This window comes from Microlunatus phosphovorus NM-1 (genome assembly GCF_000270245.1).
Lineage (GTDB): Bacteria > Actinomycetota > Actinomycetes > Propionibacteriales > Propionibacteriaceae > Microlunatus > Microlunatus phosphovorus.
This window is the reverse complement of sequence record NC_015635.1, coordinates 121,534-138,332: the sequence shown is the minus strand read 5'-3', so window position 1 is coordinate 138,332 and position 16,799 is coordinate 121,534. Positions and strand designations below refer to the sequence as shown.

Genomic DNA, 16,799 nt, shown 5'->3' with positions numbered 1-16,799 from the left:
TGTCCGTCAAACGGGGGGAAGTCCATCTCGGCTGGGTTGGTCTGCTGAGCTTCGGTCGGTTGGGTCGGATCGGCTGAGTCAGGGCAGACCGTACCGGCCGGAGAGCGCATAGCGATGCAGCACGACGTCGCCGACCGGACGTGCCTCGACCAACCGGGCCCGCCGATCAGGTCCCCACGGAAAGTCTCCCTCACCGACGAATCTGGGGGCCCGATGATCGCCGACGAACACCGGTGCGACCGCCAACTGCAGTTCGTCGGCCAGGTCCCCGACGAGAAACTGCGTGAGGACCGAGCCGCCGCCCTCGACCATCAGCCGGCGCACCCCACGGGCGTACAGATCCTCGCTCAGTCGGCGTACGTCGACCCGTTCGCCAACCTCGACCAGGGTGGCTCGGCCGTCGCACTGAGTGCGGAGCCGATCCGCCGTCGCGGTCGGGCAATACACCAGCTTGAGTCCGTCACCGGCGCGGAAGAACGCGGCCTCGGGAGGCAGTTCGCCACTGCTGGACAGCGTCACTTTGATCGGTGAGGCGCTCAGGCCTCGGGCCAACCGTTCGCCGATCCGTTCCTGGTCGCGCACGAGCAGCCGGGGATCGTCACGGCGGATGGTGCCGGCGCCCACGAGGATCGCGTCGCAGCCGGCTCGCAGGGCGTCGACCCGATCCAGATCGGCGGCACCGGACAGCACCCAGCGCGGCCCGGAGGCGCCGTCCAGGTAGCCGTCGAGGCTGATGCAGCAGCTGAGCAGCGTGTACGGCCGCTCGGCCGGCCGGGCGCTCACGGCCACCACGCCAGCAGATCGGTGTGCTCGACTGTGACTGCCAGACGCCGGCCGTCGATCTCGGCCCGCCGACGTCGCCGGTAGTCGGCTGCCCGGGTCGCCAAATCCGGCTGCTGCTCGAGCGCCGCATCCAGCCAGCCGGTGAACCAGGCCGCCAGCAGCGCTCTCCCCCGGTCGTCATGGGTGCCCTGCGGCCCGGTCGAGGAACCCAGCGACCATGGACTGGACGCGGATCGGACGGTGGCTCCACGACGACGGAGAACGTGCGTCGCGTACGCCACCGCGTCCGGCCCCAGCAACCGACCCGCCGCCGTGCCGCGTCGTTGGTGTTCGTTGAACGCGGCCAGCACCGCTTGGTCGAGCGGGTCGGACGGGCCGAGCCTGACTCGGCCGACGACCGACAGCGTCAGCAGCGTCGGCACTCGGAGAGCGGCGGCCACCTCGGCCAGCCGGTCGATGGTCGTGGCGGTGAGCACGTCGAGCAGCGCCGAGGCGGTGATCAGGTCCGCGTGCTTCAGATGATCAGCGCTCAGCTCGGCCAGATCGCAGGTGCACCGGGTGACCTCCACAGCATCGTCACTGTCCCGGCTGCGCCCCTCAGATCTACGGGCGGGCACAGACGGGGCGAGCGGCTCAGTCTGGAGGGCTGCATCGCGATCGTGCTCCACCCAGTGCTGCGGCCAGGGCAGCCGTGGAGCCAGCCAACGCCGCTGGGAGCCCGTCCCGCTGCCGAGGTCGTGCACGATCAGGCGGCTCCGATTGTTGCTCGGGTTCGTCGGTGTTGCTCGATCTGTAGATCGAGCAACACCGACAGACCCGAGCAACTTCGGGCGGAGCAGCGGCGGCAGGTCATCGAGCAGTCGGGTGGAACGAGCGAGGGCATCCGCCGGCTCGCGCAGCGCCAGCCAGTCGGCGCTTGCTCTCCCGTGCTCGACCTCGGCCGCCATCATCAGGCGCCCCGTCCGCTGGGAATCGTGGCCACATCCGCGGCACCGGAGTCCCGCATCAGGGAACCAGTCCGCTCAGGATCACGTCGATGTGCTCGACGGTCGAGGACCAGGCCGGCAGCATCTGGCGGCGCGCGGCGGCGGCGTCTCGCAACCGGCTACGCAGCGTCTCGTCGGTCAGCCACCGCCGCAGGGCGTCTGCGAGCGATTCCGGATCGCCGACCGGTATGAGCAGCCCGGGCCCGCTGCCGTCGCCGGCCAGACCGAGCGTGTCCGGCAGCCCACCAGCGAGGGTGGCGATCACCGGGATCCCACGGGCATGCGCCTCGCAGACCACCATCCCGTACGTCTCGATCCGCGATGGCACCACGACCAGATCGGTCTCGGCGTAGCGTGCCATCAGTTCGGCGGGTGCCAGCGGGCCAGTCAGTTCCACGCGTTCGGTCAGTCCCGAGGAAGTGATCAGGTCACGCACCGACCGCCCGTACGCCGGTTCGGCCTCGGGTCCAACCAGCCCGCAGCGCCAGTCGAACTCGCCGAGCCGGGCCAGCGCCGACACCAGCAGGTCCTGCCCCTTGTGCGGGGCGAGCGCACCCACGCAGAGCAGCCGGCCGCCTGCCGCCGTCGGCCAGGTGAGCCCGGCGGACGCGACGCCCGGCTCGGCGACATGTACGCGCTCGCTGGGCAGCCGGTAGTGATCGACAAGCCAGCGACCGGTCCAACGGCTGGTGGCTATCAGCACGTCAGCGCCGGCCAGCACGGCACGCTCCCGGGTGGCGACCGCGCTCTCCGGCGGTGCCGCGACACCGAGCGGCAGATGGACCAACACGATCAGCCGAATCCCCAGAACCGAGCACCGACGCAACTCATCCGGCGCCGCCGACGCGATCAACCCGTCGACGAGCAGCAGCCCACCCCGCGGCACGCGCGCTACGACCGCCGCCAACAGCCCTCGATCGGTGTCGTTCGGCACCGGCCACGAGCCGGCGAGGCGATGCTCTCGGACCACCCAACCGACATCGGTCAGTCCCTGGCAGAGTCGCCGATCATAGATGTTGCCGCCGCTCGGGCGAGCCTGATCATCGATGGCGCCCGGCACGACCACGTCCACCGCGGCAGCGGATGTGACCCCGCGCACCGGCCTGGTCACGGGCCGTGCCTGCCGGGATCGCTGAGCACGACCACTCAGTACGGTCACGGTTCTCGCTCGTAGCCCGCCGAAGCGACCGGCGACTCGTGCAAGGTGACGCCGATCCGAGCAATCTCGGACGCCGGCCGCCCGAGGGCGCCGGCGTGCAGCCGGTCGGCGAGCCGGTCCGCGATCGCCTGGGCCAGCACCTCGGTGGTGGTGTTCTGGCCGGCGAACGCCGGCTCGTCGTCCAGGTTGCGATAGCTCAGACCCTCCGCGATCCGATGCAGCTCAGCGCTTGCCAACCCGATGTCGAGCACGATGCCGTTGTCGTCGAGATCGGCGGCATGGAAGGTCGCATCGATCACATAAGTCGCCCCGTGCAGCCGTTGAGCCGGGCCGAACGCCTCGCCGCGCAGGCTGTGCGCCACCATCAGATGATCACGAACGGTCACTGTGAACACGACTCACCTCGATCGGTCGCGGCTGACGGACTCGGACCCATAGTCGATCACGTGGCAGAGCCCGGGCCGACGCCCGGCCGCGATGTCGGACAGCACCGCCGGCAGTTCCGTGAAGGGGGACCTGTCGGTGAGGATCACGTCATAGGCGGGGTCACGGAGCAGCCTCAGAGCGAGTGCCAGCCGATCGGCGAAGGTGCGCCCGGATCGCTGCGTGCTCGGGATCGTGCCGACCTGGCTCGCTCGGATCGCCAGCCGCCCGGAGTGGAAGGATCCGCCGAGGGTCAGCGACACCGGACGCTCGCCGTACCAGCTGAGGTCCCAGACGGTGCCCTCGGGGGCCAGCAGATCGAGGCCGAGCTGCAACCCGGCGCTGGTTGCGCTGGCATGCACGACCAGATCGCAACCGGTCGGCGCCGCGCCCGGCAGCGCGAACCCGACACCGAGGCCCTCAGCGACCCCGGAACGCTCCGGGTCGACGTCGACCAGGGTCACCTCGGTGCCCGGGATGCCCGCGAGCAGTCGGGCAACACAGGCTCCGACCATGCCGGCGCCCACCACGGCGATCCGTTGGCCGATCCACGGCTGGGCATCCCAGGCCAGGTTGATCGCCGTTTCGAGGGTGCCGGCCAGCACCGCCCGGGCCGCCGGCACGTCGTCGGGCACCAGAGTCACAGCGGCGGCCGGCACGACGTACCTGGTCTGATGCGGAAACAGGCAGAACACGGTTCGGCCGCGCAGCCGCCGCGGCCCCTCCTCGACCAAGCCGACGTTGAGATAGCCGTACTTCACCGGGCCAGGAAAATCGCCGTCCTGGAACGGCGCCCGCATCCGGACCCGCTCCGACTCGGGGACACCACCGCGAAAGACCAGCGACTCGGTGCCGCGGCTGATGGCGGAGTGCAGCGTTCGGACCACGACCTCATCGGGGCCGGGTTCAGGGATCGTGGCGGGACGGATAGCGCCGACGCCCGGCGACAGCACCCAGAATGCGTCCGCATCACGCGTCACCGGGGACCTCCTCGCCGTCGGCCCGAGCTCGTGACCGATCCGCACCTGGTCAGCCGTAAGAGTTCGGCCAGCCTACCCAGCCGATCCTGGCGGGCGACTCCCGGCCGATCAGAGCCGGTCGACCTCGTCGGCGATGGTCCGGCCGATCTCCAACGATGCGGTGGCAGCCGGAGACGGAGCGTTCAGCACATGGATCTGACCGGGCGCTCGCAGGTAGGCGAAGTCGTCCAGCATCGACCCGTCCCGACGGAGCGCCTGCGCCCGTACGCCGGCCGGCGCCGGCTCCAGACTGTCGTCCGGCAGCTCCGGCACCAGCTCACGCAGACTGGCCAGGAATCTCTTGTGGGACAGGGATCGGGCGACCTCACCGATACCCGTCCGCCAGTACCGTCGGCCCAGTCGCCACAGCCCCGGCCAGCGCAGATAGTCGGCCACGTCCTTGGGCTTCACCGTCCGCCAGGAATACCCTTCCCGCGCCAAGGCCAGCACCGCATTCGGCCCGGCGTGCACCCCACCGTTGATCATCTTCGTCAGATGCACACCCAGGAACGGCAGAGTCGGATCGGGCACCGGATAGATCAGGCCCTGCACCAGGTTCTCGTACGCGGGCTTCAGCTCGAAGTACTCCCCGCGGAAGGGCACGATCCGTACGTCGGGATCCAGTCCGGCCAGCCGCGCCAGCCGATCGGACTGGAGCCCGGCACAGTTCACGAACCGGTCGGCCCGGTGCTCACCGTCGGCTGCGACCACAGTGACGCCGCCCGGTCGCGCGTCGATGCCGACGATCTCGGTCCCGGTGACCAGCCGGCCACCACCTTCGATGATCAAGGACGCCAGCGTTCGGCAGACCCCGACGTAGTCCACGATGCCGGTCGTCTCCACCCGAAGAGCCGCCACGCAGGACACGTTCGGCTCGAACTCCTTCGCCTCGCTGGGCGTGATCCGGCGCAGCGGTACACCATTGGCCTGGCCGCGCTCCTGGAGCTTCTCCAGTGCGGGGAGCTGCTCGGGCTTGGTGGCCACCACGAGCTTGCCGCAGATCTCGACCGGGACGCCGTGCTCGACCGCGAAGTCGCGCATCGAGGCGGCACCAGCCGTACCGAGCCGGGCCTTGAGACTGCCAGGCGCGTAGTAGAGCCCGGAGTGGATCACCCCCGAGTTGCGCCCCGTCTGGTGCTGCGCGATCTCCGATTCCTTCTCCAGCACGGTCACGCCATGCCCACGCCGAGTGAGCTCGTACGCGGTCGCCAGACCCACGATGCCCGCTCCTGCGACGACAACCTCAACCACGATCCACTCCCTGCGCCACCTGCTCGCCACCCACAAGCACCTCGGTAGCACCGTAGGGGATCAACGTCGTTGCCACCGGTCGACCCGCGAAATTGCCGCCCGGCACGAGTGCCGGGTAGCCCAGGTTCCTGAACTACCCGACACTGGTCTCGACAACCAGCCGAGACCCGAAGAGAACCCCATCCGATGAGATTCGTCGAACGCCTTGTCCATGACAATGCCACTGCTTGGCGCGCCGCGGTCGGACACCGTTTCGTGCAGGAACTGTTCGCCGGCACCCTCGACGACGCCGTCTTGGCCGACTATCTGGTGCAGGACTACCAGTTCTGCGATGCCTTTGTCGCCTTGCTCGGCGCGGCGACTGCGACCGCTCCCGACCTCACCGCGCGTTTGCCATTGGCCCGCCAGCTCGGCACGTTCGCCGGTGATGAGAACGACTACTTCACCGAGACCTTCGACGACCTCGGCGTACCCGAGACCGACCGTACGCGCCCGCAGCTCAAGCCAGTGACCGCTGACTTCATCGCCGTCATGCAGCGGGCCACGCAAGGCGGCTCCTATCCGCAGGCGCTGGCCGTGCTGGTCGTCGCCGAGCTGCTCTACCGCGACTGGGCGACCCAGATCCCGACCTGGCCCAGCCAGCCGAAGCACCGGGGCTGGATCGAGGTGCACAACAATCCTGACTTCAACGCCTGGGTGGACTGGCTGGTCGACCAGCTCGATCAGCACGAGCCGGGCGACGAGCCCACCCGCAGCGAGGTCGCCAACACCTTCGCCCGCGCCGTCGAGTTGGAGTTGGCGTTCTTCGACGCCTGCTACCAGCGCCCCTAATCGCCTCTAATCGGGGCCCGACCAGCCCGAATATCGCGTCCAGCGACGCGTTACGTCGGCCCTGCCCCGCGCGCCACCTTACAGTTGTCGGCTATGACGACTGCGTTGATAACCGGGGGGACGTCAGGAATCGGGGCAGCGTTCGCGCGGACGCTGGCCGCACGGGGTCACGATCTCGTCCTGGTGGCACGTAACCCTGATCGACTGGCCGAGACCGCCACTGCGCTCCACGAGACCCACGGTGTGACGGTCGAGACCATGGTCGCCGACCTCGCGGATCGAGACGACGTCAGGCGAGTCGCCGACCGCCTCGAGTCCCTCGATCAGCCCATCGAGGTCCTGGTCAACAACGCCGGTATCGGTGTCCGGGCCAAGCTGCTCGACGCCGACACCACACCGCACGAGCACTCCTTCGACCTGATGGTCCGCGCCGTGCTCATCCTCGGCGCCGCAGCCGGTCGCACCATGAAGGCCCGCGGCAGCGGCACCATCATCAACGTCTCCAGCACCGCCGGCTATGTCACGATGGGGAGCTACTCGGCCACCAAGGCATGGGTCACCGTGTACACCGAGGGTCTGGCGAGTGAGCTGCTCGGCACCGGTGTCAAGGTGACGGTGCTGTGTCCGGGCTGGGTGCACACCGAGTTCCACGAACGTGCCGATATCAACGCGAGCAGGATCCCGGCCCTGCTGTGGCTCGACGCCGATCAGCTGGTGGCCGACTGCCTCGCCGATGTCGAGCGTTCCCGGGTGATCTCGATTCCCTCGCTCCGCTACAAGGTGCTGATGTTCTTCGCGCGGCACGTCCCGCGCTCCGGCGTACGCTGGATCTCGCGTCGGCTGAGCTCAAGTCGCCACTGAGCCCATCGGTCACATCCGCCCCACAGAACGCACACTCAGACTCGCCACAGTTCGAACCAGGCGTACGAATACTGGACCATCGCGCGCAACGCGATACGGTGGGGGCGTGTCGAGCCGCCGTCGTTACACCTCGCCGATCCATGCGGGTGCCCGGTTCGTCGCCCAGCGCGGATTGCTCAAGCCGCTCGTCTGGCGGCTCGCGACCGTCACCGTGCTCGGCCGGGAGAATCTCGCAGGGCTGACCGGACCCTTCGTCATGGTGTCCAACCACAGCTCGCATCTTGATGCGCCGCTGTTGATGGGCTCCCTGCCACCCAAGTTGTCCCGCTACGTCGCTGCCGGCGCCGCCGCCGACTACTTCTTCGACGTCTGGTGGCGCAAGGGTCTGACCGCGCTGTTCTTCAATGCGTTCCCGGTGGACCGAACAGGTCTGCGCGGCAAGCGCGGCATGGCCACCAGCCTGCTGGACGACGGCGTACCGCTGCTGCTCTTCCCCGAGGGGACGCGCTCGCGTACCGGCGAGATGGGCAACTTCAAGCCGGGTGCGGCCGCGCTGTGCATCAGCCGCGACGTGCCGTGCCTGCCGGTCGGCATCGTCGGCGCCTCCGACGCGATGCCGCGCGGAGCCAGCTGGCCGCACAAGGGCCGGCCTCCGGTCTATGTCGTGTTCGGCCAGCCGATGCGTCCCGAGGACGGGGAGAAGGCGGCGGACTTCTCCGACCGGATCGCCAAGGAGGTCCGCAGTCTCGTCGACTACGGGATGGACTACCGAGAGCAGGTGCAGGCCGGCGGACGACCGCGGCCGATGCTGCCTCCGGATGCGGGAAGTGGCATCGCATGACGGGTGACCGCGACATCAAGCACATGAAGTGGTGGGGCTGGGGCGTCGACGGCGTCGCGTTCCATCACCACGACAAGCCCGCCTTCGCTCCGTTCGTGAAGGAGGCCGTGCATCTCGATCTGTCGACGGCCCAGGCGGTGGTGCCGCCCGAGCTGGAGTCGCTGCCGGTGCCGGTGCCCAAGCTCACCGATGCCTTCGCCGCGCAGTTGGTCGAAGTGGTCGGCGCCGACCATGTGCACACGGACACGCTGGACCGGATCGTGCATACGTACGGGAAGAGCCTGCGGGACCTGGTCCGGCTGCGGCGGGCAGTCATCCCACGGATCCCGGATGTGGTGCTCTATCCCGCCGATGAGGAGCAGGTCCGGGCCATCGTCGACCTGGCGGTCGCCGAAGACGCCGTGATCATCCCGTTCGGCGGCGGCACCAACATCTCCGGCAGCCTGGAGCCGCCGGCAGATGAGACGCGACCGGTGCTGTCGGTCGATCTGGGCCGGATGAACAAGGTGCTCGACATCGACGCCGAGTCCGGGCTGGCTCGGATCCAGGCGGGCACGCTCGGTCCGGACCTGGAGGAGCAGCTGGGGGCCCGCGGCTGGACCATGGGCCACTTCCCGGACTCCTTCACCCATTCCACCGTCGGCGGCTGGGTCGCCACCCGGTCCTCGGGCATGCAGTCGGACAAGTACGGCGACATCGCCGACATCACCCGTGGACTGCGGCTGGTCGTGCCAGGTGATGTCTGCGTCCTGCGACCGCTGCCGAGCACGGCGACCGGGCCGAGCGTGCGAGAGATGGTGCTGGGCAGCGAGGGCCGGCTGGGCATCATCACCGAGGTGACGGTCCAGGTGCATCGGCTGCCGGAGCAGCGTGTCATCATCGGCTACCTCTTCCCCTCCTGGGAGGCGGGGCTGGCCGCCATGCAGGAGATCGCCGCCTCCGATGCGGCACCGATCGTGACCCGGGTCTCCGACGCCAACGAGACGAAGTTCTCCTTCTCCACCAGTAAGGCGAAGCCAGGTCTGAACCTGTCGGGGAAGATCCAGAAGGGCCTGTTCACCGTGCTGGAGAAGCGCGGCTGGGACATGTCGAAGGTCTGCCTGTCGTTCATCGGCTACGAGGGCGCCAAGAGCCACGTCGCGTACGAGAAGAAGCTGGTCAAGGCGATCGTCGGCCGGCATGGCGGCATCGTGGTCGGCACCGGCCCGGGCCGGCTGTACGACCAGAAGAAGTTCGACACCCCCTACCTGCGGGACTTCCTGCTGGATCGCGGTGCGGCCGGCGACGTGTCGGAGACCGCGGCACCCTGGTCGCGGCTGATGGAGGTGTACGACAACACCGTCGCCGCAGCGCAGCGGGCGTACGAGGAGATCGGCCACCCAGGCTGGATCATGTGCCACCTCTCGCACAGCTATCACTCGGGTGCCTGCCTCTATTTCACCTTCGCCTTTGTGCACGGCGAGGAGGATCCGCTGGGTGAGTACGACGTGGTGAAGTCAGCGATCCAGCAGAGCTTCGTCGACCACGGCGGCACGTTGTCGCACCATCATGCGGTCGGCACCGAGCACTCACGGTGGCTGGAGCAGGACATCTCCGCACCCGGGGTGGCCATGATCAACGGCGTGTTGGGCACCATCGACCCGGGGCGCAATTTCAACCCGGAGAAGATCACCGGTCACTGACCCGGTCGGATGCCGTCGCCGGGCACGACTGCCCGCGTCCCTTCACCAGGTTGAAAGGTGCCTGGATGTAGTTTCCCGGCGCTGAAGCTACATCCACGCACCTTTCGAACCAGCCAACACCGCAAACCACCACCGCAGACTAGGGGCTTGTCGCTCCTATTCCTCGGGGAATCGCGGGCGTCCAGGTGCGTGCATCGCAAGGCCGACGAGGAAGGGATACCGAGTCGTATCACGACCGAGGAGAACGCAGCGAGGTGCGTGCCTGGGCGTCGCGAGACCCGTGAGATAGGGGCGACAAGCCACTAGGTCCGGTAGTCGACCACGACCGGCGAATGATCACTCATCCGCTGCTCGTAGGACGGCTCACGGTCGGTGCCACCCGAGATTGCGGCCGCCGCCAGCCCGGGCGTCGCCAGGTGGTAGTCGATGCGCCAACCGGTGTCCTTGACGAAGGCCTGCCCGCGCCACGTCCACCACGAGTTCGGCCCCTGCTGGTCGGGATGCAGTCGCCGGACCACGTCGACCAGCGTCCGGGGTGTCAGTATGCGGTCGAACCAGGCCCGCTCGTCGGGCAGGAAGCCGGGATTGCGCTGGTTGGCTCGCCAGTTGGTCAGATCGAGCCGGGTGTGGGCGATGTTGAAGTCGCCCATCACCAGGAACTCACGACCCTGCCGTACGGCCTGTCTGCGCGCGCGGGTCAGGTAGTTGCCCAGGGATGCCAGGAACCGCATCTTGCGCTGGTGCTTCTCCGGATCTGCGTCCTGCCCCGCCCAGGACGCGCCCTTCGGCACGTAGAGCGAGCCGACAGTCAGCGGCGGGCCGGACGGCGGCTCCAGGTCGACCTCGAGGTAGCGACCCTCGTGATCGTAGATGCGACTGCCGAACCCCATCCGGACCGCTGACGGGGCCCAGCGCGACAGCACACCGACACCGTTGCGACCGGCCAGCAGACCGGGGTGGTAGATCAGCCGATGCTCCGGCCAGGCGCCGGTCGGCAGCTCGTCGTGCGGGCAGCGCACCTCCTGCACCGCCACGATGTCCGGCTCGCGCCGCGCCAGCCACCTGTCGAAGCCGCGTCGCGTACAGGCCCGGATTCCGTTGACGTTGGCGCTGGCGATCCGCAGGGTCGAACTCACTCCGGTCAGGCTAGCCAACCGCGGGCTCGGCCCCGCAGTCGACGCACGGTCTTGTTCCATGGTCCCCCGTAGACGGGGACGGCGGAACAAAAGCGCGAACATGCGGCAGGATCGAGGGCGTGCAACCCCGCGATCGACTCCTCGCGCTTCTCGTCGCGGTGTGCTGGGGCCTCAACTTCCCCGCCACCGCGCTGGCGCTGCAGCACTTCCCGCCGTTGCTGATGGTCGCGCTGCGCTTCGGGATCCTCGCGATCCCGACCCTGATCCTCATCCCTCGGCCTCGGGTCAAGCTGCGTTGGCTGGTCGGCACCGGACTCGGCATCGGCGTGTTGCAGTTCAGCTTCCTCTATCTCGGCATGGCCGCCGGGATGCCGGCCGGTCTCGCCTCGTTGGTGCTGCAGGCATCCGCCCCCTTCACCGTCGTGCTGGCCGGCATCTTCCTGGCGGAGCGGATCACCCGTCGGCAGGTGATCGGCGTCGTGCTCGCCGTGGCCGGACTCGGCGCCATCGCCGTACACCGCGGCGAGACCGCCGCATTGCTGCCGGTGGTGCTCACCCTGGCCGGGGCCCTCGGCTGGGCCACCGGCAACCTCTGCAGCCGCCAGGCTGCAGCCCCCAACCCCTTCCACCTCACCTTGTGGATGTCGGTCATCCCGCCGGTCCCGATGCTCGCGATCTCGCTGCTCGTCGAAGGGCCCCAGCGCATCGCCACGGCGTTGACCACCATGTTCACCTGGCAGGCGCTGCCGGCAGTATCGGGTCTGCTCTACATCATCGTCATCGCGACCGTGCTGGGCTATGGCATCTGGAACGGCTTGCTGGCGCGCTACCCCTCGAGCTCGGTGGCCCCGTTCTCGATGCTGGTGCCCATCGTCGGCGTACTCAGCTCGTGGGCAATGTTCGGTGAACGGATCGACGCCATCGAGGCAGTGGCCGGCGCCGCCGTCCTCGCCGGTGTGCTGGTCGGATCTCTGCCCATGCGCCTGCGGCGAACTGGCTCCCTCGGCGGACCCGAAGCGACCAGCTCTGAGTCGGCCACGACTCCACCAGTCGAAGATCCTGGCCAGGATGACCTGAGGAATTCACCTAATGCACACAAAGGAACCGGCTCTCAGGTACCGTAAACCCAGCCGGGGGGCACTTCGACGCCCGGGGTAGGTCGTACGCATCTCACAACCGCTCGCGTTCCCCGCGTGGGTGGTCATCCCCTGTGCGGAAAACCTATCCCGGGTCCGCGGACCCACTGTCGCCGGGGCCAACCTGGCTGAGTCCTGGGCGACAGGCCCACCGCCAAAAAGTCCACCGAGTCAGCCAATCCGCCGTCGGGTAGCTAGGGTCGTGGTGTGGTGGGGATTCCGGGACGCAAGCAGACCATCGAAGAGACCGCAGCAACGTCTCCGTCTGGGGAGGCTCCGACTGGGACGCCTCGATTGAGCGTACAGACGATCTCCACCGAGCAGCACCTCAGCTTCATCCGGACGCTCCCCTCCGCGAGCTTCTTGCAGACTCCCGCCTGGGGACTCGTGAAGACGGAGTGGCGGAACGAGTCACTGGGCTGGTTCGATGCCGACGACAGACTGGTCGGTGCCGGGCTGGTGCTCTATCGGCAACTGCCCAAGGTGCGACGCTATCTGGCCTATCTGCCCGAGGGCCCGCTGATCGACTGGGCCGCAGAAGACATCGGCGAGTGGCTGGCCCCGATGGCCGAACATCTGAAGTCATCAGGGGCCTTCGGCATCCGGATCGGCTGCCCGGTGGTCGCCCGCCGCTGGTATGCGCCGACGATCAAGGAATCCATCGCCGACGAGCGGATCGGCCGGCTCAGCCAGGCACTGCCGGATCAGTCCAACCACGACGCCACCCGGCTCCGCAACCGGCTCCGTGAGCTGGGCTGGCGACCGCCAGGTGACGACGAGGGCTTCGCCGCCGGTCAGCCGCGGTTCGTCTTCCAACTGCCGCTGGCGGGCAAGACCGAGAGCGAATTGCTGGCCGGCATGAACCAGCTGTGGCGGCGCAACATCAAGAAGGCCGCCAAGCTCGGGGTCGAGGTGACCCAGGGCAGCGCCGAGGATCTGCCGGCGTTCCATCGGATCTATCTCGAGACCGCCGAGCGGGACGGGTTCAGCCCGCGTCCGTTGGAGTACTTCGAGCACATGTTCTCGGTGCTGAATGCCGAGGACCCTGACCGGATCCGGCTCTATCTGGCCCATCACGAGGGCGATCTGGTCGCGGCCACGACCTGGGTCCGGGTCGGGGGGCACGCCTGGTACACCTACGGTGCCAGCACGACAGCCAAGCGAGAGGTACGCGGCTCGAACGCCACCCAATGGCGGATGATCACCGATGCGCTGGCAGCGAAGGCGACCGTCTATGACCTGCGCGGCATCACCGAGGGTCTGGAATCCGACGACCCGCACCTGGGGCTGATCCAGTTCAAAGTCGGCACCGGGGGCGAGGCAGTCGAGTACGTCGGCGAATGGGACCTGCCGCTGAACCCGCTGATCTATGCCGCGTTCGACATGTACATGAGGCACCGCGGGTGAGCGGCGTCTCGCTCCAGCTGGATGTCGACCGCTGGCGGCGGCATCTGACGACCGTGGTCGAGGCCACGCCCGGGATCGTTCCGGTGGCGAAGGGAAACGGGTACGGCTTCGGCCTCGGCCGGTTGGCCGCCGAGTCGTCTCGGCTGGGTGTCGACACGATCGCGGTCGGATTGGCCTCGGAGGTGGCCGCGGTGCGGGCGGAGTTTGCCGGCGACATCGTGGTGATGACCCCGTGGCGCCCTGGGGACGAGCTGGCGCCCGACCTGCTGAACGATCCGCGGGTGGTCACCACCGTGTCGCGGCTCGAGGATCTCGAGGCGATCATCGCCCTCTCCAGCGAGTCCGGGGAAGAGCATCGGCCCCGGGTGATCATCGAGATCCTGACCTCGATGAAGCGCCACGGTCTTCGACCGGAGCAACTGCCCGCGGTCGCCGATGCGTTGGACCAGGTCGCCTTCGAGGGCTGGATGATCCACCTTCCGTTGCTGCACGACGGGCGCGTCGAGGAAGCGGAGACCCTGGCACGAGCGGCGCTCGCGGTAGCTCCCGGGACGTTGTGGGTGTCGCACTTGCCTGCCGCCGAGGCAGCCAGCCTGGCCATCGACCTCGGCAGGATGGTCGCAGGGTCTCCGGGGGTGGAGCCGGCGCAACCACCCGCCCTCGCAAGCTCGGGCTCTCGCCAGGCCCATCCACGCGCCGACTCCACCCCCTCCGACCCTGCGCTCAGCCAGCCTGTGCCGATGCGGCTCCGAGTGGGCACTTGGCTGTGGCTGGGCGATCCGGGTGCCTACTCTCCGGTCGCGACGGTGTTGGACGTGCACCGCGTACGCAAGGGTGACCGGGCCGGCTATCGGCAGCGAAGGATCACCAAGGACGGCTGGCTGCTGGTGATCGCCGGCGGCACCGCGCATGGCATCGGGATGGAGGCTCCCACCTCGGCCGCCTCCGGACGTCAGCGACTGATCGCGCTCGCCCAAGGCGGCCTGGAAGCGGCTGGACGCGCACTCAGCCCGTACACGGTCGCCGGCAAGAAGCGCTGGTTCCTCGAACCCCCGCACATGCAGGCGAGCCTGGTGCTGCTGCCCCTCACCGAGCAACCCCCCGCCATCGGCGACGAGGTTCCCGTCGAACTCCGCCTGACCACCGCCCTCGTCGACCGGATTGTTCCCCGTCGCGAGCGGCCGTGAGGCGGAGCGAGGGCTCTGTCTGGACCGACGAGGGAGCAAACACGTCTTTCGTTTGCGAGCGAAGACGGAGTCTGTGGAGCGCAGCGAACAGCGAGTGACGACTAACGCAGCAGCTTGTGACGCAGCCGGCCGCTGTCGTCGTCGGTCCAGCCGAGCTGGGCCAACAGCCGCGGGACGCCGCCGTACTCGGAGTCGACGTAGGCCAAGAATGCCTCCATCGTCTCCGGATAGGACAGGTGCGACGACATCGGCCGACCACGGAGGTTCTCGGCGTACGTCTGCGAGCCGGCCAGCCGCCGGATGATCGCCTCCATCCGCTCGCTGCTGGCCGCATAGTCCTCGACGATCGCTGCCGGCTCGGCACCCGCGAGAGACAGTGCCAGCGCGACGATGGTGCCGGTCCGGTCCTTGCCGGCGGCGCAATGCACGAGTGTGGCGCCCTGCGCCTCGCCGATATGGCGCAGCGACGCGAGGATCGAGTCGGGCCGGTCGACCAGGTAGGAGAGATAGAAGGAGGCGACCGGATGGTCGGATTGCACGCTCGGCGCCAGATCCACCCAAGGCAACGCTTCCTCGGCCAACTCGTCGGCCAGCTCCTTGGGTAGTTCCTCCGGACGCTGCTCGACCAGCTCCGGCGGCTGCGCCGAGCCGGTCCCCTCCCGCCATTCACGGAAGAGTGAATGCTGATGGATGCGGACGCTGGGGTAGGCGACCAGCGGCCCCGGTCCTTCGGAATCGACCTCGTACTCACTGCGGAGGTCCACGACATCGGTCAGCCCGATGCCCAGCAGCCGGTCGATGTCGCTCTGCGTCAGCCCCTGGAGATTGTCCGAGCGCAGCAGCCGCCCTGCGGAGATCTCGCCGCCATCGCGGGTCGGCATCCCACCGACGTCGCGCAGGTTGACCAGGCCCTCCATGTCGATCCACATCCGTCTCACGTCGGTGAGTGTACGCAAGCGTGTCTCGTTTCCCCTTTGTGCACATGGGACAACGGGTTCAGCTGGCCCAGTTGCCGGTGAAGTAGAGCCAACTCCAGACCAGCATGACCACGATGGAGCCGGCGAAGGCCAGCCCCACCACGACTCGGTGGATCACGCGCGCCCCAGGATGCCCAGGGCGCCAGCCGGCTAGGTGCCCGATCATCATCCACAGTGGGAACCAGAGCAGGATGGCGCGGTTCACCGACATGAACCAGTACGACAGCGAAAAGGCGAGCACCTGGACGGCCACCCACGAAGCCTCTGCCCAGAGCCGACGGCCGAGACACCAGCCGATGGCGAGGACGCCCAGCGCCATCGAGACGATCTCGGCGACGAAGACCGGTGGCCATAGCGGATGGTCGGGGTTGGGATGCGTAGCCGCCACGGTGTTCCAGAACGACTCCCAGGGCAGCGTCATGCTCCGCGCCCAGCCGGTCGCCTGTGCGGTGTACCAGGCGGTCCAGCTGCCGGTCAGCGAATAGAGGTAGCCGACGAACGCCGCCAGCACGGCCGTCGGGAGCAGCAGCCACAGCAACCGTCGGCCCCGCTCCCGCCACCGCTGGACGGCATCAGGCGGTCCCGCGCTGGTCAGGGCCATCACGGCAAGCGCGCCCACCAGGAACAGCCCAGACACCCGTACGGTGCAGGCCACGCCGGCAAGCAGGGCGGCGGTGGCCCAGCGGTCCCGGCGGGCTCGTTCCCAGGCCCAGAAGGCGGCAGCGCAGAACAGCGCCTCGGTGTACGGGACGATGGTGAACACCGCCGTGGGCGCGAACAGCCAGGCGACCGCGGCCAACGGCCCACCGAGCCGAGCCAGCGCGACCGCCGCCAGGTAGGAGCAGATCGCCGAGATCACGACCCCACTGACGTAGATCGGGATGCCGAGTTCGAGACCGAGCCGGAACAGTGCCGGCAGTCCCGGAAAGAACGCCATCAACGTGCCGTCGGCACGTCCGAGATAGCCATGCAGCGCCAGGTTGGTGAAGTGCTCGACATCCCACTGGTCGATCATGTCGGCCAGACTCCGACCCTGATAGACCGCCAGCAGGAGGGCGACGAGGGCGATCAGACCACGACTCGCCAACCACGCCTGCAACACCATCCGGCCGCTGCTCTG

At 68.5% G+C, this 16,799-nt stretch carries 16 protein-coding genes; 7 read left to right on the top strand and 9 right to left on the bottom strand.

Features of this window, described 5'->3' with window-relative positions; all coding sequences use genetic code 11:
- Window positions 1-78: 78 nt before the first annotated feature.
- From MLP_RS00600 to lhgO, 6 genes are all read right to left on the bottom strand, one after another.
- A complete protein-coding gene (locus MLP_RS00600; protein WP_231851400.1) occupies window positions 79-789 on the bottom strand; it encodes a RibD family protein in 711 nt (236 codons plus the stop codon).
- Entirely contained in the window at window positions 780-1,733 is a 954-nt protein-coding gene (locus tag MLP_RS00595) for a hypothetical protein (protein ID WP_013861029.1), read from the bottom strand. Before MLP_RS00595 ends, MLP_RS00600 begins: the two co-directional genes overlap by 10 nt.
- Window positions 1,734-1,788: 55 nt before the next feature.
- Window positions 1,789-2,880 carry a glycosyltransferase family 4 protein gene (locus tag MLP_RS00590; RefSeq protein WP_197536482.1) on the bottom strand — a complete coding sequence of 364 codons (1,092 nt, stop codon included), beginning with the start codon at window positions 2,878-2,880 and terminating at the stop codon, window positions 1,789-1,791.
- 44 nt (window positions 2,881-2,924) lie between these two features.
- Window positions 2,925-3,323, bottom strand: a complete 399-nt coding sequence (locus MLP_RS00585; RefSeq protein WP_013861027.1) for a 6-pyruvoyl trahydropterin synthase family protein — start codon at window positions 3,321-3,323, stop codon at window positions 2,925-2,927.
- 3 nt (window positions 3,324-3,326) lie between these two features.
- Window positions 3,327-4,331 carry a zinc-dependent alcohol dehydrogenase gene (locus tag MLP_RS00580; protein ID WP_041789564.1) on the bottom strand — a complete coding sequence of 335 codons (1,005 nt, stop codon included), beginning with the start codon at window positions 4,329-4,331 and terminating at the stop codon, window positions 3,327-3,329.
- Window positions 4,332-4,439: 108 nt separating this feature from the next.
- Window positions 4,440-5,621 (bottom strand): L-2-hydroxyglutarate oxidase, encoded by a 1,182-nt coding sequence (gene lhgO / locus MLP_RS00575; protein ID WP_041789563.1) that lies wholly within the window; start codon window positions 5,619-5,621, stop codon window positions 4,440-4,442.
- Window positions 5,622-5,807: 186 nt separating this feature from the next.
- Between lhgO and MLP_RS00570 the strand changes: the two genes are divergently transcribed.
- The 4 genes from MLP_RS00570 (at window position 5,808) to MLP_RS00555 (ending at window position 9,836) form a co-directional block, all read left to right on the top strand.
- Window positions 5,808-6,452: a TenA family protein gene (locus tag MLP_RS00570; RefSeq protein WP_013861024.1), complete on the top strand. Its 645-nt coding sequence runs from the start codon at window positions 5,808-5,810 to the stop codon at window positions 6,450-6,452.
- 93 nt (window positions 6,453-6,545) lie between these two features.
- Window positions 6,546-7,313, top strand: a complete 768-nt coding sequence (locus MLP_RS00565; RefSeq protein WP_013861023.1) for an SDR family NAD(P)-dependent oxidoreductase — start codon at window positions 6,546-6,548, stop codon at window positions 7,311-7,313.
- A gap of 106 nt (window positions 7,314-7,419) precedes the next feature.
- Window positions 7,420-8,154 carry a lysophospholipid acyltransferase family protein gene (locus MLP_RS00560; RefSeq protein ID WP_013861022.1) on the top strand — a complete coding sequence of 245 codons (735 nt, stop codon included), beginning with the start codon at window positions 7,420-7,422 and terminating at the stop codon, window positions 8,152-8,154.
- A complete protein-coding gene (locus MLP_RS00555) occupies window positions 8,151-9,836 on the top strand; it encodes an FAD-binding oxidoreductase (RefSeq protein ID WP_013861021.1) in 1,686 nt (561 codons plus the stop codon). Before MLP_RS00560 ends, MLP_RS00555 begins: the two co-directional genes overlap by 4 nt.
- Window positions 9,837-10,138: 302 nt before the next feature.
- On the opposite strand, the gene MLP_RS00550 is transcribed toward MLP_RS00555, so the two are convergent.
- Window positions 10,139-10,960, bottom strand: a complete 822-nt coding sequence (locus MLP_RS00550) for an exodeoxyribonuclease III (RefSeq protein ID WP_041790752.1) — start codon at window positions 10,958-10,960, stop codon at window positions 10,139-10,141.
- Window positions 10,961-11,091: 131 nt separating this feature from the next.
- Between MLP_RS00550 and MLP_RS00545 the strand changes: the two genes are divergently transcribed.
- From MLP_RS00545 to MLP_RS00535, 3 genes are all read left to right on the top strand, one after another.
- Complete coding sequence (locus tag MLP_RS00545; RefSeq protein ID WP_013861019.1) at window positions 11,092-12,096, top strand: EamA family transporter; 1,005 nt, start codon at window positions 11,092-11,094, stop codon at window positions 12,094-12,096.
- Window positions 12,097-12,402: 306 nt separating this feature from the next.
- Entirely contained in the window at window positions 12,403-13,515 is a 1,113-nt protein-coding gene (locus MLP_RS00540) for a lipid II:glycine glycyltransferase FemX (RefSeq protein WP_013861018.1), read from the top strand.
- The gene (locus MLP_RS00535) at window positions 13,512-14,702 is read left to right on the top strand and encodes an alanine racemase (RefSeq protein ID WP_013861017.1); all 1,191 of its coding nucleotides are present in this window, start codon (window positions 13,512-13,514) and stop codon (window positions 14,700-14,702) included. Before MLP_RS00540 ends, MLP_RS00535 begins: the two co-directional genes overlap by 4 nt.
- Before the next feature lie 101 nt (window positions 14,703-14,803).
- On the opposite strand, the gene MLP_RS00530 is transcribed toward MLP_RS00535, so the two are convergent.
- Entirely contained in the window at window positions 14,804-15,631 is an 828-nt protein-coding gene (locus MLP_RS00530) for a tyrosine-protein phosphatase (RefSeq protein ID WP_013861016.1), read from the bottom strand.
- Between the two features lie 67 nt (window positions 15,632-15,698).
- Window positions 15,699-16,784 carry a hypothetical protein gene (locus tag MLP_RS00525; protein ID WP_049804689.1) on the bottom strand — a complete coding sequence of 362 codons (1,086 nt, stop codon included), beginning with the start codon at window positions 16,782-16,784 and terminating at the stop codon, window positions 15,699-15,701.
- Window positions 16,785-16,799 lie beyond the last annotated feature (15 nt).

What these genes read in the sequence shown, in the direction of transcription:
- MLP_RS00530 (WP_013861016.1), bottom strand. Translation starts at nt 15,631, where the DNA reads ATGTGGATCGACATGGAGGGCCTGGTCAACCTGCGCGACGTCGGTGGG.
- MLP_RS00525 (WP_049804689.1), bottom strand. Translation starts at nt 16,784, where the DNA reads ATGGTGTTGCAGGCGTGGTTGGCGAGTCGTGGTCTGATCGCCCTCGTC.
- MLP_RS00565 (WP_013861023.1), top strand. Translation starts at nt 6,546, where the DNA reads ATGACGACTGCGTTGATAACCGGGGGGACGTCAGGAATCGGGGCAGCG.
- MLP_RS00570 (WP_013861024.1), top strand. Translation starts at nt 5,808, where the DNA reads ATGAGATTCGTCGAACGCCTTGTCCATGACAATGCCACTGCTTGGCGC.
- MLP_RS00595 (WP_013861029.1), bottom strand. Translation starts at nt 1,733, where the DNA reads ATGATGGCGGCCGAGGTCGAGCACGGGAGAGCAAGCGCCGACTGGCTG.
- MLP_RS00555 (WP_013861021.1), top strand. Translation starts at nt 8,151, where the DNA reads ATGACGGGTGACCGCGACATCAAGCACATGAAGTGGTGGGGCTGGGGC.